We start from the raw sequence: 25,344 nt of genomic DNA, 5'->3' as shown, positions 1-25,344 counted from the left end.
TATAAAATGCAGGCAGCCCCGGCAGCAAAGTATGAACTGAACTGCCGGGGCTGCTTTTTTCCTGTTCGTCTGTTTAAATAGCGTTTTTGCCTTTCGTGCCGCCCGACTGCGCTTTATTTTCGTTTCGGCCCTGGTTTGGGCTCTTGTCCTGCTTTTTGTCGGACAGGTGGCGGTTTTCCTTTTTGTCGCCCTGGCTCTTAGCCTGCGGCTGGCTCTGTTTGTTCAGGCTCTGGTTATGTCCTTTTGTCATAGCGTTGTGTCATAAATGTTTACACCTGTATTTTACGTGCGGCACGCAGCGGAGTTGGCCGCATGCCAAAGTATATAGTTTTGCTAATGTTGATAACCGCGTGGGGAATTTGTAGATAATGCTCCGGCAAAATAGCTTACATTTGTAACCCTTAAATATTAAAAGTAACGGATTACCATGCATATCGCGATCGTTGGCAACATTGGCGCCGGCAAAACAACGCTGGCAACCAAGCTGGCCCAACACTTTAACTGGGATTTATACCTGGAGGCAGTGGACAATAACCCTTACCTGAAGGACTTTTACGACGACATGGAGCGCTGGGCCTTTCACCTGCAGGTCTTTTTCCTGAACAGCCGCTTTACCCAGGTGCAGCAGATCCAGGCCAACGGCCAGAGCGTTATCCAGGACCGCACCATTTACGAGGATGCGCACATCTTTGCCCGCAACCTGCACCAGTCGAGCCTGATGAGCACCCGCGACTATGATAACTACTACGCCCTGTTCCAGTCCATGATCAGCATGGTAAAGGCGCCGGACCTGATGATTTACCTCAAAGCCGACCTGCCCAAGCTCATAGGCCAGATAGAGAAGCGTAACCGCGACTACGAGAGCAGCATCAGCATTAACTACCTGCGCAACCTGAACGAGCACTACAACACCTGGATGGGCAACTACGATCTGGGCAAGCTGTTGGTGATCGACGTGAACAAGCTGGATTTTGTGGCTAACCCCGAGGACCTTGGCTCCATTATCGAGAAAATACAAGGGGAGCTTTTCGGCCTGTTTTAGGAGCTAATTTATACTTCATAAGAAATGACACCTGTAGAGACGCAACAACTTGCGTCTCTTTTGTTTTACACCGAGCACCAGCCGCAGATCAGGAACCCAAGAGTATGCTTTGCTGCCTGAGGCGGTAAACCAGGAGCCACCCTGCAGCAGCCTTCGCCCTTTTGCCAAAACCGCAAAAAGCTTTATATTCAGCCTTAAAACTAATCTAAACCTAAACCATGAAACCACGCCACATACTTTTTGCCTCTGCCCTGGCTGCCACTGCTTTCGGTTGCAGCAGTAGCTCCACGGAAGGCAACGAGGCCGCCACCGAAACCGTGGCTGCCGACAGCCTGCAGCAGAAACTGGACACTTATACCTCCGTCCGCCTGACCACCGACCTGAGCAGCCTGAGTGAGAGCGAGAAAAAGACGATCCCGCTCCTGATCGAGGCCTCTGACCTGATGAACAAGATGTTCTGGTACGAAGCCTATGGGCAGAAAGACTCCCTGATGAGCGCCCTGGACAGTGAGGCCGCTAAAAAGTATGTGCAGATTAACTATGGCCCCTGGGACCGCCTCAACAACAACGAGCCGTTTATAGCGGGCGTAGGGCCTAAGCCGGAGGGAGCCAACTTCTACCCGACGGACATGACAAAGGAGGAGTTTGAGCAGGCCGGCCTGAAGGACAAAGCCAGCCAGTACACCTTCCTGCGCCGCGACGGGAACGGCAAATTAATCACCGTGCCCTACCATGTGCAGTTTAAGGAGGAAGTGCAGCGCGCTGCTGACCTGTTGAAGCAGGCGGCTGCGCTGGCCGAGGACGCAGGACTGAAAAAGTACCTGAACCTGCGCGCCGACGCCCTCCTGAATGACAACTATCAGCCATCGGACCTGGCCTGGATGGAAATGAAGGACAACAGGCTGGACATCGTGATCGGGCCGATCGAAACATACGAAGACAAGCTGTTTGGCTACAAGGCGGCGCACGAGGCCTATGTGCTGGTAAAGGACATGGAATGGAGCGAGCGCCTCTCAAAGTATGCTGCTTTCCTGCCGGAGCTCCAGCGCGGCCTGCCTGTGGCAGACCAGTATAAGAAAGAAACCCCGGGCACCGACTCAGACCTGAACGCCTACGATGTGGTATACTATGCCGGCGACAGCAATGCCGGCAGCAAGACCATTGCCATCAACCTGCCCAACGATGAGGAAGTGCAGCTGAAGAAAGGTACGCGCCGGCTGCAGCTCAAGAATGCCATGAAAGCCAAGTTCGACAAGATCATGGAGCCAATTGCAGCAGAGCTCATTGCCGAGGATCAGCAGCAGTACGTGACCTTCGACGCTTTCTTTGCCAATACCATGTTCCACGAGGTGGCGCACGGTTTGGGCATCAAGAACACCATCAATAACGCCGGCACGGTGCGGGAGGCCCTCAAAGAGCACGCCTCGGCGCTGGAGGAAGGCAAAGCAGATATCCTGGGGCTGTACATGATCACGCAGCTGCACGAGAAGGGTGAAGTGGAAGGCGACCTGAAGGAGTACTATACGACCTTTTTGGCCGGTATCTTCCGCTCGGTACGCTTTGGGGCGGCCAGTGCCCATGGCAAAGCCAACATGGTGCGCTTTAACTTTTTTCAGGACAATGGCGCTTTTGAGCGCGATGAGGAAACCGGCAAGTACCGCGTGAACTACGAGAAGATGCGCCAGGCCATGAACAAGCTGTCAGAGAAGATTTTGACGCTGCAGGGCAACGGCGACTATGCCGGCGTAGGAACGCTGCTAAACGAGCAGGGCCAGATCAGCCCACAGCTGCAAGCTGACCTGGACCGCCTGTCTAAGGCAAACATCCCGGTAGACATTGTGTTTGAGCAGGGATCCGAGGTACTGGGGCTGAAATAAAACGCCTCCCTTTTCAAGAAGAACCAAAGAAGCAGCCCTGCAACCAGCAGGGCTTTTTTGATTATAGGTAGTCCAATTATGATTTTATACTATGCTTATATTTAATGTGATGCAATGCATTTTATTTCAAAAAGGCTGCCGGGAATATGAGATGGCAAAAGCAGAGGCGATACTTCTGAGGGAATGTTAGCAAAAAATTTCGTGAAGCGGCTGTTTTTTTTAGCTGGCAGTGACGTGGCAGACGGTAATTACGGGAACGGAGCGAAATCACGATAACTTAAAATTCTTGTATAGAGTATGTTATGGTTGTTCAATTAATTGTAAATCAAATGTTTAAACCTTTAAAAACAACCATGAAAAGTTTCTATGACTTTAACAGAAGCAGCCCACAGGAGCGTGAGGAGCAGTACAAGCATTTTCCGGAGATGGCGCTGTTCCATATAGCCTTACGCGAGGAGTTGGGGGATGAGGAGTACCAGGCTTTTTACCAGGCCGAACAGGAAGCACAAAAGCGCTTCATAAACCCGATGTCTTACCAAAAAGCCGCTACATGGGCAACAGCTTAAGTAAAGTCAGCTATAGCGGGTAGAAAGGCAAACGGCAGCAGCGCAGTTTGCCTTTTTTGTTTTTGGGTGAAAGTAGTTTACTAGTGTGGCGCCCTGACTCTGTAGATGGTTACCGAATCCACAGAACTTACAGACAAGTACCAGGGAATGTTGGATGCAGAAGAGTAGTAGAAGCGCGCGCCATAGGCTGTGGTAAAAATATTCCAGAAGCTGCTCGGGTAACGGATGCTCTTTACTTTAGTTAACCTTAGATCTGGGGGAAGGTGCTGCTTGGAAACGGCTTCAGGAGACACCAGGAAGTCTCCTTTGTTGAGTGTTGACTTGTTGTACTCATAGCCCTTCATGCCTGCTTGTTTGCTATACCATTGCCAGCCCCAATGGCCCACACTCCATACCGAAGCCTGCGGCGGAAGAGAGGCTGCTGCCTTGGTTGCGGCTCTCCTGTAAAAGTCTGCATACACCCAGTCGGATATGCTGAGCGCGAGCCCCAGCAGAAAAGTAGCAGTTACTGCGATGCCTACGGTTTTGCCTGAAACAAACCGATACAGGTAGCCGCCAAGCACCAAGAGCGGAGGAAGCAGTAACAGCACATGCCTTGTTGCCATAAAAGGCGTGAACACGATGATAAACCCTGCCATAGAAAGTCCCCATACCATGACGATCTGCGCTTTGCGCTCGCGGCATGCGCTGAACGCCTCCGAAAAAAAGAGGATGACCAGGCACAAGCCGTTTAACAGGAATGAAACCCAAAACAATGTATAAGGCACCGATCTGTAAAACAGACCAAACGTGAACAGGTAGGCCATGAAGGCAGACAGCACCACCAGCAAAGCTACTTTTTTAATCGTTTTCCTATTTACTTGGTTGAGTGAGCCCTTGATAAACATCAGGGAGAAAGGGGCGATGCTTCCCAGGGTAAGCAGGAAAGCAATGAGGTTATAAGCGATAGTGGAAACAGACAGCCTGCCGGGGGATCTGCCGCTAAGGTGGGCAAATCCAAACTCCGCGTAGTTAAAAGCCGATCAGACAGCCAGTACAGCCATAGGCACCAGTACCGCAGGAATTAAATTATACTTGCGCTCACGCAGGGCGGCATACAGTAAAACCAGGTACAATGGCAGCAGCGTGTACTTAAAGAGGAGCCCTGCACTAAGCAAAAGAGCGGCCATGTAATAACGGCGCACACGATGCGCATCCTCCTCTTTTAGCAGCAGGTAAACGAAGACAATCGATAAGCTAAGTATCGGAATATCTATCATCAGGTTCTGGCTTACTAAAAAAGCAGGCCCTAAGGCAAGCAAACAAGTGCCAACCAATGCATACTCCTTGTGAAACAGCAGCAGAAGCTTGTAAAAGTATACCAGGGCAAGTAAAGTAAAAAGAGACTGGAAAAGATGCAGGGGAACCTCTGAAAACCCTGTTAGGGAGCCTACTGCCGCCACCAGGTAAAAGTAGAGCGGGGGATGGTTAGACGTATAAAGCGGTTGGCTGACATGGTCCCAGTTTATACTTCCCGACATCGGTGCGAACGGGTGTTGCTGAATCCATTGGGCGGCCTCCAAATGGACGGTATCATCAATATGGAACGCTTTGGTGAGGTTGAGGAGCGTGGCAAAGGCCCAAAGCAGCAGCAGAACCAAACGGGGCGAGGCAGCCAGTCTTTTTGCCAGTCTTAGCATAGGTGTCTGTCTCAGGTATGCTACACTTGCTCCAGCACCAACGCAGCCCCCTCTTCACCTACCAGCGAGCCGATGGCCACCCCCATACCGCCCAGCCGCACCGCACAGCTGATACGGTCGGTGATTTTCTCTACCAGCGTTGTTTTCGCGTTGCCAGCGCCCAGGCCCATGATGCCGCTCCAGCGGTGCTCCACCTCAAAGGGCGTGTCCGGAAGTATAACCTCATGCAGCAGCTGCTCCAGGCGGTGCTGTATGCGTTCTGTCAGGCCCAGCTCCGTGGTGGTTTCCGCTTCAACAGCCAGGTTGCGGCCTCCCCCGAAAAGCACGCGGTTCCCGATGTTGCGGAAGTAGTAGTAGCCTTTGTCGTAGTGGAAAGTGCCTTTGAACCGAAGGTGTTCGATGGGTTTGGTGATGAGCACCTGCGCCCGCGCCGGCTGCACCTGCAAGGTGGGCAGCAGTTTTTGCGCAAAGCCATTGGTGGCTACCAGCACGGCGCGGGCTTTTAAGTATAAACCCTGAGCAGTCACGGCCACAACGTCATTTTCATTTTCCTGCAGGGCCTGCACCTCCAGCCCATTCAGTACCAGCACGCCCATCGCCTGCACTTTCTGCGTTAGGGCCAAAATCATTTTGCCGGTATCGATTTGCCCTTCTGCCGTGCTTAGCAGCAGGTGCTGCACGCCTTTAAAGCCAAACGTGCTTATGTTATCATCAGCCGACTGAAACACCGCAGCCTCCCCGGTTATACTTTGTAATTGCTTGTTCAGATAGGGGAGCTGCTCTGCACATGCCTCATACAGCTGCTGCTGCCGTGGCTCAAACAGCTCATAGCCACCCCAGCGGTGGTAGTCTATGGTGGTGTCGCCGAGGTGCTGGCGCAGGCGCTGCAGGCCTTTCCAGCGCCGCTCCACTAAACCGAAAACCTCTTCCTCGGAGTGGTGCTGCAGGTCGTCGAGCAGCTCGGAGGGGCTGCCGAAACAGGCAAAGCCAGCGTTTTTGGAGCTGGCCCCGGTAGGCAACAGGCCGCGCTCAGCTACCAGCACCTTCAGCTGTGGCTGCTGCTTTTTCAGGTGCAGGGCCGCGTTCAGCCCCACCATGCCACTGCCGATGATGAGGACATCGATGTTGTTAAAGTATGTTTCCTGTTCCCAAAAACTCAGTTGCATAGGCTAATTGTCTGTCCGGAAGTAGGGGTGGTCGTAGTTGCGGGCTTCGGCTTCGCCTATCAATTCATAGTGCGTGAGCATGATCTCGCGCTCGCCGCTGTTCAGGGCTTTTACAAAAGTGCCCGCGGGCGTTAGGTAGATGGCGTAGTTGTGCTGCCCAAAAGGGTAAAGGTTGTTGCTGCGCAGGATCTGAGCCTGTGTCAGGTCTACCTGCTCTCCGTGGGTGGTGGTAACGATGTATCTGCTTTTATCCATGTCTCTTCTAAAATACGGCTCAAGATAGCACTTATTTCGTCCGCCTGGTGCAGCACCATCAAATGCCCGCCGTCCTTTACTTTGATAATGTCGGGTCGGTCGTTCAGGGGCAGAATACGGTCGTGGGTGCCGTGGATCTGCACCAGCCCGGGCAGCACCTCCTCCTGCGGCCACTCCAGCAGCTGCCCCAGCGACCAGCGCAGCACCTTCTCGTTGATGTGCAGGATGGCCCCCTTGAGCAGGCCTTTTTCCTGCGGCGTGTGCGCCCCGAAAAAAAGCGGCGCCAGCGGGTACACGCTCTGCATCAGCTTGAGCGGCATCCAGCGGTGCAGGTGCGTTTTGCCGATGGCCCGGTAAATAGCGGGCAGGGCATGGTGCGTGGCCAGGCTGGAAATAAGGATCGTCTTCCGCGGCTTCAGGATCTTGCTCAGTTCAATGGCGACCAAACCGCCGAAGGACATGCCCACCAGGATGGGTGCAGGGTCGGTGATCTGGTCCAGGAGCCGATGTACGTAGGTGTGCAGCGGCTCGTCTATCGATTTCGGTTCTACCCACTCTACGAACTGCTGCGGGATGTAGTCCGGTAGTTTCAGAAACTGAAACATGCGCCAATCTGCTCCCAGCCCGCTTATAAAGTATGCTTTGCCCATGGTATACTTGTACGAACAGAAAGATACTTGTTTTGGATGAGAAAACAGGGAGACTGAAAGTATAAATCCGATGGATGCCGGGTGCCGGATTAGAATAGGCCTGTGAAGCTGTCTTCAACGTAGGAGGAGCTATTTCTCCAGATCAGTGCGGGGCGTTTTTAGCGCTTCCCGGGCGTGCAGGCTATCTTTTTTCCAGAGTGAGGCCCAGCCGCCGCCGTAGGTGCCTTCCACTTTACCCTTCACAAAGCTTAGCCCCAGCACCAGTGCGCCCACCGCCATGTTGTTGATAGTGGCCGTGGCGTTGTCGTAGCCCAGCACGAAGGGGGCCAGCAGCAGCCAGGCGGCAGGCAGCACATTGTAGAGGCGCACCGCACGCGTGGCTTCCCACCATGAAATGATGGCAAAACTGGCAATGACAGGCCCTACAATATGCTGGTTGTCGGTGATGGTCTTGGCATCGGCATAGCCCAGTATGGTGGCAGAGGCCATCAGCCAGATACCCAATATCGCGTTGATTATTTGTGCCCACATAGTTTTATCGTTAGATCACCTTTCCCTGAACTTCCTTGTATCCCCAGAACGCTTTCCACAGCGATACCCTGGCATCTTTTACGCGTCTCATGTACTGCAGGCTGGCCAGCATCTCGTCCATGGCAGGGCCGATCATCACCACTGAAATGGCGGCAGAGGCCAGGCAAAGCGTACACCAGGCGTCGTACAGCACCGGCTGCAGCACGACCAGCAGCACACTGATAAAGCCCAGCGGCCCAACGGCCAGCCCAAACACGATCACGATCCAGGGCATGGTGCGCCACCTGCGCACCCCCCCGATCACGCCGGCCAGGGCATCTACCAAATAGCCAAGCGCACCCAGCGCAGCATCCGGAATCGGGAGTATCTGCGAAGTTTTGGAAGTGAGGATCTTCCGGCTCCCGTCCCCGAAAAATGGGTCCCAAACCGTATCAAATACTTTTAGCTGGAACAGGGCCAGGTAGGTGGCAATGCCAAAACCCACAATTGCTGCCACTACAATGGGCAGCCGCTGGCCCCACGATGCCGGATTGTAACTCCACCCGGGCGGTATCCCTTGCTCTTTGTGCTCCATAGCTGTATGTTTTTTTCGCTTTGTACTACGTGCCTGCCCAGTCAGCGTTATGTAAGGTGCGGTTTCAGGCACAGGGCCAAAGAAAAAGCCTGCCACGTGATGTGCAGGCTTTCCTTTTAGTTTAGCGGTTGAGTTATACTTTCTCTTTCCTGAACCTGTTGCCGAAAAGGTAATACACCGGGATGCCCAGGGCCACGATGATCAGGCCCGGCCAGGTGAAAAGCGGTTTGTAGATAAGTAGGATAAGGCAGATGGCCGAGGAGAGCAGCACGTACAGGGCAGGCAGCAGCGGATAGCCGAAGGTTTTGTAGGGGCGCGGCAGGTCCGGGCGCTTTTTGCGCAGCACAAACACCCCGATAATGGTCAGGATGTAGAACAGCATCACAGCAAAAACCACGTAGTCCAGCAGGTCGCCGTAGGTGCCGGTAAGGCAGAGCAGGCAGGCCCAGAGGCACTGCCCCCACAGCGCCGCCGCCGGCACGCCGTTCTTGTTCAGTCGGCCCAGTTTCTCGAAAAACAGGCCATCTTTGGCAATAGCATAGTATACCCGCGCCCCGGAAAGAATGGCGCCGTTGTTACAGCTAAAAGTGGAGATCATGATCAGGATGGCAATGGCCACGGTGGCCTTGTAACCGCCAATGGCCTCGGCCACAGCGGCAGCCACGCGGTCGTTGTCGGCAAAGGTGATGCCCTGCCCCATCACCGTGGTGGCCTCCGGGGAGCCGTGCATGGGCAGCACCAACAGGTACACGATGTTCATCAGCATGTAAATGCCCATGACAATGGCCGAGCCTATGACCATACTGAGCACGATGGTGCGCTTGGGGTTCACGATCTCATCCCCTGAAAAGCCGATGTTGTTCCAGGAATCGGCGGAAAAGAGGGCGCCCACCATGGCCATACCCAGTGCCGATACCAGCGCTGTGCCCGTGGGAACCGCAGCGGAAGCCCCGCTTGGCCCCCAGAAATCAGAGAAGTTGGCGGCAATGGCCGTGTCGTTTACGCCAAACAGCAGCCCGAAAAGTATAAGGCCGAACAAGGCGATGAGCTTGGTGCTGCCAAAGATGTTCTGGATCAGCTTGCCGCTTTTCACGCCTTTCGAGTTCATGTAGGTCAGGAAGATGATGCTGACGATGGAGAGCAGCTGCACGGAGGTGAACCGGAGCCCCGCCACTTGCAGCAGCACGTTATCCTCGCTGAACCAGGGGATGAGCACGCCGGTAAAGCGCGCAAAGGCCACCCCCACGGCGGCGATCACACCGGTCTGTATCACCAGAAACAGCGTCCAGCCATACAGAAAGGCCACCATTTTGTTAAAAGCCTCTTTCAGGTACACGTATTGGCCGCCCACATTGGGGAACATAGAGGAGAGCTCGCCATAGCTGATGGCGCCCACCATGGTTAAAAAGCCGGAGATGAGCCAGACCAGCAGCATGTAGCCCGGGCTGACGACGGTGCGGGAAATATCGGCCGAAACGATAAAGATGCCCGAGCCGATCATGCCGCCTGTCACGATCATGATGGCGTCGAAGAGCGTGATCTCGCGCTTGAAGGCCGTTTTACCGGCTGCCTCTTCCTCAGAGGCGCTGGATGTTGTAGTAGGATGCTGCATTCGTATGAAGTAGGTCCCAAAGGTAAGGCTTTTCAGTGCTCTCCTGTAGCGGTGCCGTGCATGATTTTTTCGGGAGGAGTGATTTTTTCAGAGGGCTTTCTGGGGGCAAAGCCGGTGTGCAGGTGTTTATCCAGGCCAGAGGCCGGTTCACGGACAAAAAATGGTTGTTGGTATAATAGGGTAGTGTTTTATGCAACAGTACTTTGTATTACACAGTACTATAGAGTAAGTTTGCAAAAGAAAATTAATCACCATTTAAATCTTACTACTATGAAAATCCTTGTTCTTATCGCCGCCTCTATGTTTGGTTTTGGTTTAGCAGTGCAGGAGTCGTATCAGGTGCCGCAGCCAAAGGAAACGCTTGTTTTAGTAGAAACCGCCGATGTGCCCGAAGAGCCCGTGCTGGACGTGATGCTGGACACCGTGGAAATTACAGCGGAGGCCCCTGTAGCGCTTGCCCAGTAAGGGCAGGCGCGCTAAGCGCTTCTGGCCACCTTCATGGGCTGAGAAAGCAGCCAGGCAAGGCCTTCTTCCCGGTTGTTAAAGTTCTGCATGCCCACGCGCGGGTTTATGCGCAAGTATAGGTCGCGGGCAGAAAGCCGGCTGAACATATTGCTGGAATAAATGTGGGCGATGTATTGCAGCCCACTCTGGATGGCCAACGGAAGCCACTCAAACTCCAGCCAGTCGTTTGCTTCAGACCAGTCGCCGGTGACGGTTGTCTTGTCGTTTAGCAGCTTGCCCGGGCATTTGTGGGTCTGCATCAGGTCGAGGTATACGTTGGCTGTGGTAATCACGTCGCCTGCGGTTATGTGGCCGTTCCACTTCGATTCTATATAGTCGGGGTGCGAAATAAGTGTGGAAAATACGCTGCCGTTGATATTCCGCAACTGTACTGACTTTGGCCAGGCTGCAATGGCATCGCTGTAGTCTTTTTTATAGAGTGGTGCCTTCATGTAGGTTAAATAAACCGTAAGTAACGCAGGAGACGCTCCTATCAGCATCCTTTTACGATCTTTTCCTCCGGAAGGCGATGTATGCGTAAATATATTTTTACTCTATATTGACAAAGTTATATTTATACTTAGTTAGTGAGAGATGCGCATGGCAATGGCTGTACCCTGTACGGGCTGGGTGGCGAGCACATCCCCATTAAACCATGCCTGCACCTGCTGCCCTTCCCGCAGCCTCTCCAGCGCAAAGCGCTCCCCTGACTCATCCTCCACAAGCGTGTGCTTGTCAATCTTTATGCTCGCGTCGGCATAAGTGGCCTCTACACCCTCCAGGGCACGTACGGCTATCACGATCTCGGCCCCCTTGCCATTGCTGGCCGTGCGCTTAATATCGGTGATGTACCCATACACATCAGGCAGTGTGTCGGGCATGCGTTTGGGTTCCTGCCGGCAGGATACAAAGCTGATGGCCAGCAGCAGGCAGCATAAGGTCAGGGGCAGGTTTTTCATATAGGTTCGGTTATGGCGTTGTTCAGAAAGTCATGGAGCGGCTTTACCTGGCGCAGCATCGGCACTAGCCTATCTATAAAACCTGGCGCGCATACTTCCTCATCGCTGAAGTAGTGCATCACCTGAAATCCTTTAGAGCGAAGCAGCTCCAGCTCAGGGTGCAGCTTATCGTAGCCACGCGGTCCTTGCCTTGTCCTCTCGCCCCTAAAGGTTCCGAATGTGGCCTTAAACAAAGGCTCATCCAGCACCTGCTGCAACTGGCCGGGGTTATAGTCTATCTCTTCCCGAATCAGCTCCAGCCGTTTGGTGCCTGGTTTCCGTATGCCGCCCCCAATCCGGGACATGCCGCCCGGCTCCAGCGCGAACACATAGTTGGCAAACGGCGAGTGGCGGCCGCCGGCCGAGATGCCCGCCCCTAAATACCCTTTGTAGGGCGCTTCGCCTTTCCTGGAAAAGTCGTTTTTGTTTATCCTGAACAGGCATTCCTGCGGCGTTACCCCCAGCAGCGATGCGTCCGTCTGCTGCAGGGCTTCGATCAGGTAGGCCACCATCTCTACAAAATGGGCCTTTGCCAGCAGATACTCCTCCCGGTGCTCATCCATCCAGGCTTTGCTGTTGTGCTGCTGCAGCAGGCTCAGAAAGTCCAGCACAAGGCGTACGTTCATGCTGGCGCTAGCGCTTCGGCGTTTTGGAGTTAAACCAGATCACTCCTATGATAATGACGATTACAAGTGCGATTAAAAGAAAGAATGTCATAGCTTTTCGGTTTAGTTACAGGGAATGTATAGCCATGTGTACTAAAGAAAAGCGCTAAAGTTTCCATAGCCCGGTAGGGGCCGTATGGTGCGGGCCGCAGCTTACGCCACGCGCAGTACGTTGTCTCCTGTTAACGTTTTACGGATGCGGTCTCCGGATTGGTAGTGGGAGAGGAAGTCACCGCCACGGCAGGAAAGCGTGCGCGGCTCTTGCATCAGCACCACTTTGGCGCGCTTGCCTACGGTAATAACCCCTATGCCGCGTCGCTCACAAACCGACAGCAGGTGCTTGGCCAGGGGGTTGTGCCTAAACGTAAGACTGCTTACTGAAATGCCCAGCCACTGCTCGTTGGCGGGCAGGCGCTTCAACTCGTTGAGATAGGAGGTGATTTTGCTGAAGTGGTATTTTCTTTCCAGGTAGGTATGTACCACGAAGGTGAGCGCTGCCACGGCCACGGCCGCCACAGCGCCGGTTACCAGCTGGCCCAGCAGTTGCCATACGGCCAGCCCGGTAAGCACCAGCACCAGCCCGGCCGATAAAAAGCGCGTGATGCCAAGGCCTTTTTTCTTGTAGCGGGTTAGTGCGGCAGCTATTTTAGACGAATTTGCCGTATGCAGGGCGGCAACAAAAGGGCCATCTTCTTCTTTCTTAAAAGAAAATAACCCGTCGGCCGCGTGCCCCTGCCTGGTATAAACAGCTTTTTCCACCAGCAGATGCTTGGCACCGAAATTAGTGGTGTAATGACTGCACAGATAGTCAAAAGCGAAGTCATTGATGTTGCTTTCTCGTTGGCCAGGCATAGGCGCTTTAAGGTTTTAATGAAACGTCAGCTAAATGCTTTGCTGCTTTCTAACGGGCAGCCGGCAGGCAAGTTGCATTGTACAAATCGTATATATGAAAGCTTGCTGCCCTAAAGTATAAGCGAATATAGTAAAGGTGCTATTTATATCCTATACTTTTTTCGTGATTTTTTTGATTTAAAGTATAAAACAGGCCTGTCGCGCAAAGGTAGCGCCCCCTGTTATTAAAAAGAAGCAGAAACTGATTTGGTTTACGGCAACCGCGCATCGGCCCGGGCTGTTATCCATCCATAGAATTGTGTAGCTTTACAGAGACGATGGTTTAAACATGCCTGGTATTCTGCCAGGAAACCTATACCTATGAAGAAAACCTATCCTATACTGTTCCTGGCGCTGCTACTGCTGTGGCGCCTGCCTATTTTACACGCACAGGCGCCGGCGCAGGCTTCTGCGGCCAAGGTGCTGCAGGACCTGCAGAAGCTGAACGTGCTGGGCTCGGTGCTCTACGTGGCCGCGCACCCCGATGATGAGAACACCCGTCTGATCGCCTACTTGGCTAATGAGGGGCTGTACAATACCGGTTACCTGGCCATCACGCGGGGCGACGGTGGGCAGAACCTGATCGGGCCGGAGATACGCGAGGGCCTGGGCATCATCCGCACGCAGGAGCTGTTGCAGGCCCGCCGCACCGATGGCGGCCACCAGTTCTTTACCCGCGCCAACGACTTCGGCTACTCTAAAAACCCGGAGGAAACCTTCACCATCTGGGACCGGGAGCAGGTGCTGGCCGACATGGTATGGACGATCCGCAAGTTCAGGCCTGACGTGATGATCACCCGTTTCCCGCCGGATGAGCGCGCCGGCCATGGCCATCACACGGCTTCGGCCATACTGGCCGAAGAGGCTTTTAAGGCAGCCGCAGACCCCAAGCGCTTTGCCGAGCAGCTGCAGTATGTAGCGGTGTGGCAGCCCAAGCGCCTGCTCTGGAACACCGGCGTGTGGTCTTTTGCAAGCCAGGAGGAGTTTGAGAAGTATGGCAAAGAACTGATGAAGATGGATGTGGGAGGCTACAACCCGCTGCTGGGCAAGTCTTATGGCGAGATAGCCGCTGAGAGCCGCAGCATGCACAAAAGCCAGGGCTTTGGGGCCAGCGGCTCACGCGGAACAAGTATAGAGTATCTGCAGCATACGGCAGGGGAGAAGGCGCGGCAGGAGCTCTTTGAAGACGTGAACACCACCTGGGGCCGTGTGAAAGGCGCTGAGAAAGTGCAGCAGCTTATCCGGGAGGCCATCCAGGGTTTTAACCCAACCGCTCCTGCCGCCGTGGTGCCCACCCTGGTTGCCGCTAAAAAAGAACTGGAAAAACTGCCTGACAGTTATTGGAAGCGCGTGAAGCTGGAAGAACTGCAGGACGTGCTGCTCGAGAGCATGGGTTTATACTTAGAAGTAACGGCCAGCGACTATGCCGCTGCCCCCGGCCAAAGCGTGCGCCTACAGGTAGAGGCCATTAACCGGTCTGCCACGCCTGTACTGTTGCAGCGCGTTGGCTATAGCTTCGCCTCGGCTGACACCACGCTTGGCTATACCCTGAAAAACAATGAGCCCCTCACCTATGGCACCAGCCAAACGCTGCCGCAGCGCATGGCCTATTCGCAGCCGTACTGGCTGCGCAAGCAGGGCAGTCTGGGCATGTTTGCGGTAGCGGACCAGCAGCAAGTGGGGAGGCCCGAAAACGCGCCGGCGGCACAGGCCACCTTTGCCTTGCAAGTGGCTGGCGAGCCGCTGCAGGTAACCGTGCCGGTGGTGTACAAGCGCACCGACCCGGTGGAAGGCGAAGTATACAGGCCGTTTGTGGTAACGCCGCCCGTGTTTGTGAACCTCAAAGAGCAGGTATACATGTTTGCCAACGGCGAGCCGAAACAGGTGCAGGTGCTGGTAAAGGCAGGCAAGCAGAACGTGGCAGGAGAGCTGAAGCTGGAGTTACCGAAGGGCTGGCGAACCGAACCGTCCGCCGTGCCCTTTGAGCTGGCTGCCAAAGGAGCCGAGCAGCGTGTAAATTTTATGGTATACCCGCCTAAAAAGCAGCAGGATGCCCAGTTAAAAGCCGTAGCTACCGTGGAGGGCAAGGCGTACACCAAAGGCCTAAGCGAGATCCGCTACAGCCATATTCCCGCACAGGTTACCTTTCCGGAAGCCACCGCCCGCATCGTAAAGCTGGACCTGCAGAAGCGGGGCGACAAAGTAGCCTACCTGATGGGGGCCGGCGATGACATCCCGGCCAGCCTGCAGCAGATTGGCTACCAGGTAACCCTGCTGCAGGACAATGACATGCGCCTGAGCTACCTGCGGCAGTTCGATGCCGTGATTCTGGGCGTACGGGCTTATAACACTGTGGACCGCATGCGCTTTTACCAGCCGGTGCTGCTGGACTACGTCAAGCAGGGTGGCAACCTGATCGTGCAGTATAACACCAACCACAGCCTGCAGGTGCCCCGGCTCGCGCCTTACCCGCTCCAACTCAGCCGCGACCGCGTGACGGTGGAGGAGGCCGAGGTGCGCTTGCTCGCCCCCAGTCATCCGGTGCTTAACACACCGAATAAAATTACCAAAAAGGATTTTGAGGGATGGGTGCAGGAGCGGGGCTTATACTTCCCAAGCGAGTGGGCAGAGGAATTCACGCCTATCCTTTCATCTAACGACCCCGGAGAGCCTGCCCGCGACGGAGGTCTGCTGGTGGCACCCTATGGCGAGGGTAACTTTATCTACACGGGATACTCGTTTTTCAGGGAGCTGCCAGCGGGCGTGCCGGGCGCTTACCGCTTGTTTGCCAACCTGATCTCGCTGGGTAAAAATAATGCGTCCGGCAGCGCAGCCGAATCAAGTATAAAATAGATCAGACAGAAGACTTTTTGGAAAAGGACGATTGCTCTTATCTAAATCCTTGTCCTTTGCCAGATTATACTTTGTTAAGAAAATGAAAGACACACGCCCTGCAGTCGAAGAAACCCCCATCGGAAAGCCGCCCTTCTTTAAGCGCTGGGCAGGTATGTACTGGCTGGTGCTGGGCAACCTGGCTTTCCTGATCCTGCTGTTTTACCTCCTTACCAAGCTATACGCATGAGCCCGCTCGACTGGATCGTGCTGCTGGGCACGCTTGGCTTTATTGTGAGCTACGGCGTCTGGAAAACGCGCGGCAGCAAAGACATAGAAGGTTACCTGAAAGGCGATAACAGCATGAAGTGGTGGTCCATTGGCCTATCTGTGATGGCCACGCAGGCCAGCGCCATTACGTTTCTGTCTACGCCGGGGCAGGCCTATGAAGACGGGATGCGCTTTGTGCAGTTTTACTTCGGGCTGCCCATTGCCATGGTCATCATTTCCATCACCGTGATCCCGATTTTCTACAGGCTGAAGGTATACACGGCCTACGAGTTCCTGGAAAACCGCTTCGACCTGAAAACTCGCTCCCTGGCTGCCTTCCTGTTCCTGGTGCAGCGCGGGCTGGCGGCCGGCATTACCATCTACGCGCCGGCTATCATCCTGTCCACGATGCTGGGCTGGAGCCTGACGGTGACCAACCTGCTAATTGGCATGCTGGTGATCGTGTATACCGTGTCGGGGGGCACCCGGGCGGTGAGCGTGACGCAAAAGCAGCAGATGGCCGTGATGATGGGCGGAATGATCGTGGCGGGCATCATGGTGGTGCGCTACTTACCCGACCACGTGAGTTTTGGGGATGCCGTGAACGTAGCCGGTAAAATGGGCAAGATGAACGTGGTGGACTTCTCCTTTGATTGGGATGACCGCTATAATTTCTGGTCGGGCATAACAGGCGGGCTTTTCCTGGCGCTTTCCTACTTCGGCACCGACCAAAGCCAGGTGGCGCGCTACCTGGGAGGCAGGTCTATTGCCGAGAGCCGCCTGGGGCTGCTGTTCAACGGCCTGCTGAAGATCCCGATGCAGTTCCTGATCCTGTTTATCGGGGTGATGGTGTTTGTGTTTTACCAGTTTAACCAGCCGCCCGCGTTTTTTAACGAGGCGGCCAAAAACAAAGTATACGCCACGCCCTACGGCGAGGAGCTGCGCGGGCTGGAGTCGGAGTATGCAGGTGTTTTTGAGCAGAAGCAGGAGGCGGTGCAGGACCTGGTTACGGCCCTGAAGGCAGAGGATGCCGGTGCCATCGCGGCTGCCCAACGCCAGGTAAATACCTATACGGCGGTGGGTAAGCAAGTACGCGAGCAGGTGAAGGGCGTGATTAAAAAGGCCGTGCCCGAGGCAGAGACCAGAGACACCGACTATGTGTTTATCTCCTTTGTGATGAAGTACCTGCCTGCCGGCCTGGTGGGGCTGCTGCTGGCCGTCATCTTCTCTGCCGCCATGTCCTCCACCGCCTCTGAGCTCAACGCCCTGGCCTCCACCACGGTCATCGATATCTACAAGCGCTCGGTAAAGCAGGACGGCAGCCCCATCCACTATGTAAAGGCCTCGAAGCTCTTTACGGCGGGCTGGGGGGGAATCGCCATCCTGTTTGCCACCTATGCCTCGCTGCTGGATAACCTGATACAGGCCGTCAACATCATCGGGTCCATTTTCTACGGTACCATCCTGGGGATTTTCCTTGTGGCCTTTTACTTTAAGCGCATCAAAGGCAACGCCGTTTTCTACGCTGCCCTGCTTGCCGAGGCCGTGGTGCTGTACTGCTACTACTTCACAGACATTGCCTTCCTGTGGTTCAACGTGATCGGGTGCCTGGGCGTGATCCTGTTTGGGTTTATACTGCAGGGGCTGATAGGAAAGAAAAAGAAGGAGCTCGTGGCGTAAACATAGATCTTGCGCCATGCTCCTTAATATGCGATAAAAAAAAGCGCTCTATTCTACCTTGGCTTCTGCGCCGCCACAATGTAGACCAGGCTTCCGCCAGCTGACACGTATTCTTCGTTCTTTAGCTTCTCTTTGAGCATGATCTTGTTGTAGAGCAGCTTTTGCCAGTAGGCGTCAAACTTTTCCTTGTCGCCGCCGCCGGCCATAAAGTAGTTCAGGTTGTCCTGGTAGTCATAGCCCATGGCCTCGGATTCTATCCAGTTGAGCATCTGCTCCACGCGCATGATCTTTTCCTGCGTATCGTAGGGCGGGATGATGGAAAGGGCTTTATCCGAGATCCATACTTTCACATCTTTCAGGCCAGCCTTCAGGAACAGGTCCGGCACCACATCGCCCAGCGAGTTAAAGCCTTCGCCCAGCTGTTTTTTGCCTTTCTCGATGCGCAGCTTCACCTCCAGCACCTCCAGCATGGCCTCCACGTTGTAGTCAGTCTCGCCGTAGCGGTCGAACATGAGGTTGGGGACGAGGTTGTTGGGCTCCAGGGCCACCACCCAGCCGCCTGGCTTGGTTACCCGGATCATCTCCTGTATCACGCGCTGCGGGTTTTTCACGTGGATCAGCAGCGTCTGGCAAAGCGTTACGTCGGCAATATTGTCGGGCAGGGGAATGTTGTCGGCGTTGCCCACCTTAAAGGCATAGTCGATGTTGTTGTGGCCAAACTCGCTCTGCGCCCGCTGCCTTGCCTCCGCAATATAGCCGGGCTCATAGTCCACGCCGTATACTTTGCCGCCCGCCGGCATGTATCTGGAGAACCGGAAGCCCATCATGCCCTTGCCGCAGCCAATGTCCACCAGCGTCTGTATATAAGGCAGGTAGAGGCGCTCAGCCAGCAGCTCCAGGTAATCCTCGTTCCACCAATACTCCCGGGCCGGGCCCAGGTGCTCTTCCGAATGCTTCTTCTCTTCCAACAGGTTCTTACGTTATAGTACCACGAAAAAGCCTCCGGATTATACTCCGGAGGCTCCTTTATACGGTAAAAACAAAGATAGCTTTATTTCATGGATTTCCACTCGGCGATGGCCTGGTCGTTGAGGCGCACATAGTCGTCGTTGTGGGCGGCCTGTGCCAGCTCCCTGGATTTCTCGGCGGTTTTGATGGCGGCTTTGTAGTTCTTCATTTTGGCCTCCATCTTTGCCTGCGTGTGCACGTTCCAGTATTTGGGATCTTTCTCGTTGGCTTTTTTCATCCAGGTATAGGCCTGCTTCAGGTCGTGCCCGTTCTCGAAGTAATAGCTGGCCGCGGCGGCGTACAGGTTCGGGTTCACGCTGGCCGGTTTTACCACCTGCTCCTGTATCTGCGCCATCACCTTGCTGTCCACATCGGTCTCCACGGTAAACGGAACGATGGTGTTGTCCCAGAGGATTTCCACGTCCGTTGCATCCGGTTTCACGTTGGCGAAGTTGATGGTGAAAGACTCGACTTCGCGTGGGTTCTGCTGCGGTTTCACCTCGAAGCGCACCAAATCCTCGGCCGGGTTATAGTCCGGGCCGCCGTCGCCCCAGTGCTTGGTGTTTTTGTGGATGATGATGGTCCAGGTGTCTTTGCCCGGAATGGTGTAGAGGGCATACTCGCCGGCGGGCACTTTATTGCCTTCAACCGTTACATCCTCTGTGAATTTTATCTTGGTGGAGGCATTCGCGCCGGTGCGCCACAACTTATCATATGGCACCAGTTCCCCGAATATCTCGCGGCCCTTCATCGAGGGGCGGGAGTAATCCACCTGGATGGTGCCCAGGCCCACGGCCTGCTCCACTTTTTGCGAAGGGCTGGCGGCCGGCATCTTGATTCCTTGTGCCTGCAGGGCACCTGCCCCCAGCATCAGGGCGGCGGAAAGGGCAAAGCCGATGATTCTTTTCTTCATGGTTCTATACTTGAGGTTTTGCTATAGGTATAAAGGTATAAAATACTTTGCTGCCTGTCATGCAGTGCCTCCCGGAATTTACCGGCAGATGCCCTAAAAGCTGCGGCCAACGCTCAGGCCAAACCGGGGCACCACGGGCAGGCCCGGCGTATCGCTCTTGTTCTCCGGAGACACGAATGGCGTTACCGCCAGCCGCACCAGCAGGCCGCCCTTGGGCCGCTGGTAGCGCAGCCCGACGCGGGCAAAGTACATGTGGCGCATCAGGTCCGGGTGGTCGGTAAAGCGGCGGGTGTAGCCCAGGCCCACTTCCAGGTGGTTTTCCGTGGCGCCTACCAGGCCCAGCAGCTCCAGTGGCACGATGGGGTACACGCCGGGCTCTCCCTCCTGAAAAAAGAGGTTGGTGCCGATGCCGGCGCGCACGGCAGTTTTAAAAACAGAGTGCTGGTAAACGATGCGGTCCAGGTTAAAGGAGTAGGTATCGGAGGTGCCGCTGATTTCCAGGTAGGCGGCGTTGCGGGCAGTAAAGGTGCCGGGGTACCGCTGTGCCTGTGTCAGCAGGGGCAGGAACAGAAGCAAAAGCGTGAGTACGCGAAGGGGTAGGGGGCGTCGAGGGAGAGGGTGCATGGGCCGGTTATACGCAAATATCGCCAAAAGTATAGCCACAAAGTATAAAATCCTACGGCAGGCCTCGCTACAGTAGGATTTTATACTTCGGCACCTGGGCCTGGCGTTAGCTTAGTTCAAACTGCAGGCGCAGCAGGTTGGCGTACATGCCTTCCGGGTTCTCCGAGAGCTCCTCGTGCGAGCCTTCTTCCACAATCTCGCCGTTTTCAATCACCAGAATCTTATCTACCTTACGGATAGTGGCCAGGCGGTGGGCGATCACAATCGTGGTGCGGCCTTTCATCAGCTCGTCCATAGCCTGCTGCACCAGGTGCTCGGACTCTGAGTCCAGGGCGCTGGTAGCCTCATCCAGGATCAGGATGGCCGGGTTTTTAAGGATGGCCCGGGCAATGGCGATGCGCTGGCGCTGACCGCCGGAGAGTTTAATGCCGCGCTCGCCCACCAGGGTGTCAAAGCCTTCGGGGAAGGACTGGATGAAATCGTAGGCGTTGGCTTTACGGGCAGCCGCTGTGATCTCGGCTTCTGTGGCTTGCGGGCGGCCATAGGCAATGTTTTCGCGTATCGTGCCGCCAAACAGCAGCACTTCCTGCGGCACCACGCCAATGTTTGCGCGCAGCTCGGTCATGCTGATATCCCGGATGTCCTTGCCGTCTACTTTGATGCCGCCGCCCTGGATGTCGTAAAAGCGCATGAGCAGCTGGATGATGGTGGACTTGCCGGCGCCGCTAGGACCTACCAGTGCCGCCTTCTCGCCGGCTCTCACGTTAAAGCTGATGTCGCGCAGCACCTGTATGTCGGGGCGGGTAGGGTAGGAGAAGGCCACGTGCCTGTAGCTGATGTCCCCGCTTACGCGCGGTACCTCGCCCAGCGCTTTTATACTTTTGTCGGTCGGTTCTTCAGGCTCCTGCAGTATCTCCAGGATGCGCTCGGTAGCGCCCAATGCCGCCTGCACCTTGCCGTACAAGTCGCCCAGGCCGCCCACAGAGGCGCCTATGAACACGGTATAGAGCACAAAGGAAACCAGTTCGCCACGGGCAATTTCCCCGTTAGCCACCAGCGTCGCCCCATACCAGATCACCAGGATAATGCCCCCGAAAAGGCCTACAATGATGAAGGTGATGAAAGCGCCGCGGTAATAGGCGCCCTTGATGGCTGTTTTAACGGCTTTGTCCAGGGTGCTTCTGTAGCGGCCCACCTCAAACATCTCGTTTGTAAAGGCTTTTACCGTGTTAATGGCCTGCAGCGTCTCCTCCACAATCACGTTGGTGTTGGCCAGCTCGTCCTGCGTTTTCTTCGATAGCATCTTGATCTTACGGCCAAACACCAGCGCCAGCGCCACCAGCACCGGGAAAGTAGCTAGCATGAACAGCGACAGCTTGATAGACATCCACATGATCACGACAACGCCTACCAGGAGCGTGGTGACCTGCCGGAAAAGCTCTGCCAGCGTAATGGACATGGCATCCTGCACCTGGGCCACATCGGTGGTGATGCGGCTGGTGATCTCGCCCACGCGGCGTTTCTCATAAAAAGAGATGGGCAGCTGCACAAATTTGCTGTAGAGGTCGCGGCGGATGTTAGCCACGGCGTTCTCGCTTACCTGCGCAAAAAAGTATACCCTGCAAAACGAGAAGATGCCCTGCAGCAGGATGACGGCAAAAAGGCCCAGGGCAATCATGTTGATGTTTTGCAGCGGCGCGCTGGCAGTGTCGGCAGAGGAGTCGAAAAGCTTGCCCACCAGGTAGGGGAAGGCCATCATCGTCAGGCTGGACAGCGCGAGGAACACCAGGCCGACAATGAATTTATACTTGTAAGGAAGCACGTAGCTGAATATCCGCAGGCCCCGGCGAAAGCTCTCTTTGGTGATTTTCTTTCTGCCTTCTTTCTCTTGTTCGCCGCTGCCAGACCCGAATCCGCGTTTTGCCATTAATAGTTTATGCTAAATGTGGTGAAGGGCCCTGTCCGGCATTTACCGGCCTTATGCCCCAGGTATGGTCTTATAACAGCCAAGCCGGCCGTATAATGCCATCATACCGGAAAAATATTGCAAATGTAAGCAATATGTGGCAAAGTTAGGAAGCTTTGTTGCCGCTTCGCTTGTGCTGCCCGCTTACTGCAGCTGCATATCTTTTACATCGCGTACTGTCCCGAAAGGCAGGGCAGCAGCACGAGCCAAAAAAATACCCTCCGCTGCGCGGGGCAGGGGAGGGTATGGGAAAGTATAACTTTGTGCGTTTAGGCTGTCTGCTGCTCCTGTGCCAGCTCCAGCTCGTCAATTTTTCCGGACGTCACGGCCATCAGGCCAACAAAGGTAAGGAAGCCGTTGAGGATCAGTACCTCAAAGCCGAACTCATAGCCCCAGAACCAGTCCGTGGAGTTGTAGCTGAGGATAAAGGTCAGCAGCGGCGCCACGGTGCAGACAATGGGTACGAACCGGTCGCGTACGGCCCGTTTGGTGTAGATGCCGAAGCTGTAGAGGCCCAGCAGCGGCCCGTACGTATAGCCCGCCACCTTAAACACGGCCGTTACCACGCTGTCATCGTTCAGGATGTCAAAAGCAATGATCACCAGCACCATCACCAGGGAAATGCCCGCATGCACGATATAGCGCAGGCGCACACGCTCCTGCTCCGGGCGGTCCTTAAAGTTGAGGAAGTCCACGCAGAAGGAGGTGGTGAGTGCCGTGAGGGCCGAGTCGGCGGAGGCATAGGTGATGGCGATAATGCCAAGTATAAACACGATGCCGGCAAAGTAGGTGAAGTGGTTGAGGGCCAGGAACGGGAACACGTCGTCGCCGCTGGCTGGCAGGGCAATGCCTTTAGCCTGTGCGTACACATACAGCAGGGCACCCAGCGCCAGGAACAGGATATTCACGAAAACAAGGATGATGCTGAACCAGAACATGTTTTTCTGTGCATCGCCGATGTTCTTGCAGCTCAGGTTTTTCTGCATCATGTCCTGGTCCAGGCCTGTCATCACAATGGCAATGAAAGCGCCGGAGAAGAACTGCTTAAAGAAGTACTTGCTGTCTTTTACGTCCCAGTAGAACACCTGCGAATAGTCGCTGGCTTTGATCGTGTCCACAATGCCCTGGAAGCCCAGGTTCAGCTCATCGGAGATAAGCCAGATGCTGGTGCCCACCGCCACCAGCATGGCCGTTGTCTGGAAGGTGTCTGTCCAGATGATGGTTTTCATGCCCCCCCGGAAGGTATACACCCAGATCAGGGCGATGGTGATGATCACGGAAATAGAGAAGGGAACGCCTAGCTCGTCGAAAACGGCCAGCTGCAGCACGCCTGCCACCAGAAACAGGCGGATAGCGGCTCCCAAGGTGCGGGATAGCAGGAAGAAGGCCGCCCCGGTTTTATAAGACCACCACCCGAAGCGCTGCTCCAGGTAAGTATAGATCGACACCAGGTTCATGCGGTAGTAGAGCGGCATGAGCACGGTGGCAATCACGAAATAGCCCAGCAGGTAACCCAGCACAAACTGCAGGTAAGAGAACTGCGCCCCGGCCACCATCCCCGGAATAGAAACAAAGGTGACCCCGGAAAGCGAGGTGCCGATCATACCGAAGGCCACCACATACCACGGGGAGGAGCGGTTGGCCAGGAAAAACGTCTCAGAGTCGGTGTTGCGGCTGGTGAGATACGAGATAAAGATCAGAATACAGAAATAGGCGACAATCAGGCCTATGATAAGGGTTGGAGACATAACAGATGCAGTAGTTCGTAAACAGGTAATAGGTACAGTTCACAAATATAGCAAAAGTATGGTCTAACACCAGTCAACCCTATAAAAGTGGCTGCAGCAGCACAGGCTCCCCGATAGCCGGAATGCGCAGGCCCTGCAGCACGCCCGAGGCAGCCAGCTGCTCGAGCAGGCGCACCGGCTCGCTTGGCGGCTCGTCCGACAGGTCGTAGGTGCCGTAGTGCATGGGCACAAAAATGCCGCCGCGCAGTTGGTTATAGGCCTTTACCGCCTCATGCGGGTTCAGGTGGCTTTGCTGCATTAAAAAAGAGGGTTTGTAGGCCCCCACCGGCATCAGGCACACATCCATGGGCCCCAGCAGCTCCTCTATCTCGGTAAAGTGGTTGTTCAGGCCGGTATCGCCCGCAAAGTACAGGGTAAGGTCGGGCGTTTTAAGCACGAAGCTGCCCCAGAGCACCTTGTTCAAATCCAGCAGGCCGCGGCGGTGCCAGTGCGAGGCCGGCAGAAAGTATACTTCCACCTGGTCAGGCACCAGATCATACTTCTGGAACCAACCGGCCTCTTGGTAGGGCAGGTTGGGGTGGATGCTGCGCAGCAAATCGCCGCTGCGCAAGGGGGCCAGCGCCTTTACCTGTGGGTTTTGCGCATGCAGCGCCCGCACCGACTTTTTGTCGAGGTGGTCGCGGTGGGCGTGGGAGATGAGCAGGAAATCGATGTTGCGCAGCTGGTCGGGGGTGCAGGGGAGGCCGACCTTGCGTTTCACCATCGGCAGGTCGTAGAGCACCGGGTCGGTCAGGAAAGTGAGGCCGTTGAGACGTATGAAAAAGGAGGCGTGCCCCAGCCATACCAGCATGTCGCGGTCATCGTGGAGAAAGTCTGTCCCTTTGTGCACCAGCGGGGTGTAGTCGTCGCGCTGCTTCTGCTCGCGCTGCGGGTTACGGCTCAGCTGCCAGCGCAGCACCTTCTCAAAGCCGGGGGTGTAGAGCTCGTCGCCGTTGGCAAAGCGGCCGTCTATCGTTTTGTTGCCCCTGTAGCCTGGCTTAATCGTTTTGAGGCGTTCGTTCTTTAGATGCCGGGTGTTGTTGCTATTCTGCTGCAAAGTCTGTTTTCCTTTTGTGGATTGATAAAAAGTATAGCGGGTGGCGCACCTGGTAAAGTGCTCCCTGGCTAGCTATCAACCTGTATAACTCCTACTTGTTCAACAAAAGTATATACTAGGGATAGGGCAAAATAGATTATCTGCAGGCGATTTAGCAGGAAAATGAAAAAAAGAACGCTTCCCCGGCTGGCCGAAGA

General features: G+C 55.1%; 26 protein-coding genes. 7 read left to right on the top strand and 19 right to left on the bottom strand.

Annotated features, from left to right (window positions below; all coding sequences use genetic code 11):
- Window positions 1–73: 73 nt before the first annotated feature.
- The gene (locus FJM65_RS21275) at window positions 74–250 is read right to left on the bottom strand and encodes a hypothetical protein (RefSeq protein WP_181163710.1); all 177 of its coding nucleotides are present in this window, start codon (window positions 248–250) and stop codon (window positions 74–76) included.
- A 177-nt stretch (window positions 251–427) separates the two neighbouring features.
- On the opposite strand from FJM65_RS21275, the gene FJM65_RS12300 reads away from it, so the two are divergent.
- From FJM65_RS12300 to FJM65_RS12290, 3 genes are all read left to right on the top strand, one after another.
- A complete protein-coding gene (locus tag FJM65_RS12300; protein WP_140621836.1) occupies window positions 428–1,042 on the top strand; it encodes a deoxynucleoside kinase in 615 nt (204 codons plus the stop codon).
- Between the two features lie 218 nt (window positions 1,043–1,260).
- Window positions 1,261–2,919: a dipeptidyl-peptidase 3 family protein gene (locus tag FJM65_RS12295; RefSeq protein ID WP_140621835.1), complete on the top strand. Its 1,659-nt coding sequence runs from the start codon at window positions 1,261–1,263 to the stop codon at window positions 2,917–2,919.
- A 353-nt stretch (window positions 2,920–3,272) separates the two neighbouring features.
- On the top strand, window positions 3,273–3,485 hold the full coding sequence (locus FJM65_RS12290; protein ID WP_239022940.1) for a hypothetical protein: 213 nt from the start codon (window positions 3,273–3,275) through the stop codon (window positions 3,483–3,485).
- Between the two features lie 80 nt (window positions 3,486–3,565).
- Here the strand turns inward: FJM65_RS12290 and FJM65_RS12285 are convergent, their stop codons facing one another.
- The 8 genes from FJM65_RS12285 to FJM65_RS12250 form a co-directional block, all read right to left on the bottom strand.
- Window positions 3,566–4,372, bottom strand: a complete 807-nt coding sequence (locus FJM65_RS12285; RefSeq protein WP_181163709.1) for a hypothetical protein — start codon at window positions 4,370–4,372, stop codon at window positions 3,566–3,568.
- A 135-nt stretch (window positions 4,373–4,507) separates the two neighbouring features.
- Window positions 4,508–5,164, bottom strand: a complete 657-nt coding sequence (locus tag FJM65_RS12280; protein WP_140621832.1) for an ArnT family glycosyltransferase — start codon at window positions 5,162–5,164, stop codon at window positions 4,508–4,510.
- Window positions 5,165–5,184: 20 nt separating this feature from the next.
- Window positions 5,185–6,330 (bottom strand): NAD(P)/FAD-dependent oxidoreductase, encoded by a 1,146-nt coding sequence (locus FJM65_RS12275; protein WP_140621831.1) that lies wholly within the window; start codon window positions 6,328–6,330, stop codon window positions 5,185–5,187.
- 3 nt (window positions 6,331–6,333) lie between these two features.
- Window positions 6,334–6,585, bottom strand: coding sequence for a hypothetical protein (locus tag FJM65_RS12270; RefSeq protein ID WP_140621830.1), 252 nt, complete (start codon window positions 6,583–6,585; stop codon window positions 6,334–6,336).
- The gene (locus tag FJM65_RS12265) at window positions 6,537–7,235 is read right to left on the bottom strand and encodes an alpha/beta hydrolase (RefSeq protein WP_140621829.1); all 699 of its coding nucleotides are present in this window, start codon (window positions 7,233–7,235) and stop codon (window positions 6,537–6,539) included. The genes FJM65_RS12270 and FJM65_RS12265 overlap by 49 nt, the downstream gene beginning before the upstream one ends.
- A 129-nt stretch (window positions 7,236–7,364) precedes the next feature.
- Complete coding sequence (locus FJM65_RS12260) at window positions 7,365–7,766, bottom strand: SPW repeat domain-containing protein (RefSeq protein ID WP_140621828.1); 402 nt, start codon at window positions 7,764–7,766, stop codon at window positions 7,365–7,367.
- Between the two features lie 10 nt (window positions 7,767–7,776).
- On the bottom strand, window positions 7,777–8,340 hold the full coding sequence (locus FJM65_RS12255; protein ID WP_140621827.1) for a vitamin K epoxide reductase family protein: 564 nt from the start codon (window positions 8,338–8,340) through the stop codon (window positions 7,777–7,779).
- A gap of 133 nt (window positions 8,341–8,473) precedes the next feature.
- Complete coding sequence (locus FJM65_RS12250; RefSeq protein ID WP_140621826.1) at window positions 8,474–9,952, bottom strand: APC family permease; 1,479 nt, start codon at window positions 9,950–9,952, stop codon at window positions 8,474–8,476.
- 270 nt (window positions 9,953–10,222) lie between these two features.
- On the opposite strand from FJM65_RS12250, the gene FJM65_RS12245 reads away from it, so the two are divergent.
- Window positions 10,223–10,417: a hypothetical protein gene (locus tag FJM65_RS12245; RefSeq protein WP_140621825.1), complete on the top strand. Its 195-nt coding sequence runs from the start codon at window positions 10,223–10,225 to the stop codon at window positions 10,415–10,417.
- A gap of 11 nt (window positions 10,418–10,428) precedes the next feature.
- Here the strand turns inward: FJM65_RS12245 and FJM65_RS12240 are convergent, their stop codons facing one another.
- The 4 genes from FJM65_RS12240 to FJM65_RS12225 all read right to left on the bottom strand — a co-directional run bounded on the left by FJM65_RS12240 (window position 10,429) and on the right by FJM65_RS12225 (window position 12,971).
- Window positions 10,429–10,908 (bottom strand): hypothetical protein, encoded by a 480-nt coding sequence (locus tag FJM65_RS12240; protein ID WP_239022939.1) that lies wholly within the window; start codon window positions 10,906–10,908, stop codon window positions 10,429–10,431.
- A 132-nt stretch (window positions 10,909–11,040) separates the two neighbouring features.
- Window positions 11,041–11,415, bottom strand: a complete 375-nt coding sequence (locus tag FJM65_RS12235) for a DUF3221 domain-containing protein (RefSeq protein ID WP_140621824.1) — start codon at window positions 11,413–11,415, stop codon at window positions 11,041–11,043.
- Window positions 11,412–12,080 carry a DUF2461 domain-containing protein gene (locus tag FJM65_RS12230; protein WP_140621823.1) on the bottom strand — a complete coding sequence of 223 codons (669 nt, stop codon included), beginning with the start codon at window positions 12,078–12,080 and terminating at the stop codon, window positions 11,412–11,414. Before FJM65_RS12230 ends, FJM65_RS12235 begins: the two co-directional genes overlap by 4 nt.
- A 192-nt stretch (window positions 12,081–12,272) precedes the next feature.
- On the bottom strand, window positions 12,273–12,971 hold the full coding sequence (locus FJM65_RS12225) for a hypothetical protein (RefSeq protein WP_140621822.1): 699 nt from the start codon (window positions 12,969–12,971) through the stop codon (window positions 12,273–12,275).
- Window positions 12,972–13,331: 360 nt separating this feature from the next.
- Between FJM65_RS12225 and FJM65_RS12220 the strand changes: the two genes are divergently transcribed.
- The 3 genes from FJM65_RS12220 (at window position 13,332) to FJM65_RS12215 (ending at window position 17,792) form a co-directional block, all read left to right on the top strand.
- The gene (locus tag FJM65_RS12220; protein ID WP_140621821.1) at window positions 13,332–15,863 is read left to right on the top strand and encodes a PIG-L family deacetylase; all 2,532 of its coding nucleotides are present in this window, start codon (window positions 13,332–13,334) and stop codon (window positions 15,861–15,863) included.
- A gap of 82 nt (window positions 15,864–15,945) precedes the next feature.
- Window positions 15,946–16,092, top strand: a complete 147-nt coding sequence (locus FJM65_RS21270) for a hypothetical protein (protein WP_181163708.1) — start codon at window positions 15,946–15,948, stop codon at window positions 16,090–16,092.
- Entirely contained in the window at window positions 16,089–17,792 is a 1,704-nt protein-coding gene (locus FJM65_RS12215; RefSeq protein ID WP_140621820.1) for a sodium:solute symporter, read from the top strand. The genes FJM65_RS21270 and FJM65_RS12215 overlap by 4 nt, the downstream gene beginning before the upstream one ends.
- 53 nt (window positions 17,793–17,845) lie before the next feature.
- Here FJM65_RS12215 and FJM65_RS12210 read toward each other — a convergent pair whose 3' ends face one another.
- The 6 genes from FJM65_RS12210 to FJM65_RS12185 all read right to left on the bottom strand — a co-directional run bounded on the left by FJM65_RS12210 (window position 17,846) and on the right by FJM65_RS12185 (window position 25,147).
- Window positions 17,846–18,760, bottom strand: a complete 915-nt coding sequence (locus tag FJM65_RS12210) for a class I SAM-dependent methyltransferase (protein ID WP_140621819.1) — start codon at window positions 18,758–18,760, stop codon at window positions 17,846–17,848.
- A gap of 83 nt (window positions 18,761–18,843) precedes the next feature.
- The gene (locus FJM65_RS12205; protein WP_140621818.1) at window positions 18,844–19,713 is read right to left on the bottom strand and encodes a DUF2911 domain-containing protein; all 870 of its coding nucleotides are present in this window, start codon (window positions 19,711–19,713) and stop codon (window positions 18,844–18,846) included.
- Between the two features lie 93 nt (window positions 19,714–19,806).
- On the bottom strand, window positions 19,807–20,337 hold the full coding sequence (locus FJM65_RS12200) for a hypothetical protein (RefSeq protein ID WP_239022938.1): 531 nt from the start codon (window positions 20,335–20,337) through the stop codon (window positions 19,807–19,809).
- Between the two features lie 106 nt (window positions 20,338–20,443).
- Window positions 20,444–22,264, bottom strand: coding sequence for an ABC transporter ATP-binding protein (locus FJM65_RS12195; protein ID WP_140621817.1), 1,821 nt, complete (start codon window positions 22,262–22,264; stop codon window positions 20,444–20,446).
- Between the two features lie 308 nt (window positions 22,265–22,572).
- A complete protein-coding gene (locus FJM65_RS12190; RefSeq protein WP_140621816.1) occupies window positions 22,573–24,051 on the bottom strand; it encodes a sodium:solute symporter in 1,479 nt (492 codons plus the stop codon).
- 79 nt (window positions 24,052–24,130) lie between these two features.
- Window positions 24,131–25,147, bottom strand: coding sequence for an MBL fold metallo-hydrolase (locus FJM65_RS12185; RefSeq protein ID WP_140621815.1), 1,017 nt, complete (start codon window positions 25,145–25,147; stop codon window positions 24,131–24,133).
- Window positions 25,148–25,344: the final 197 nt, after the last annotated feature.

Source organism: Pontibacter mangrovi, assembly GCF_006385705.1.
GTDB lineage: Bacteria > Bacteroidota > Bacteroidia > Cytophagales > Hymenobacteraceae > Pontibacter > Pontibacter mangrovi.
Note: the sequence above shows the minus strand (reverse complement) of the source record. Positions and strands in the feature narration are given on the sequence as shown.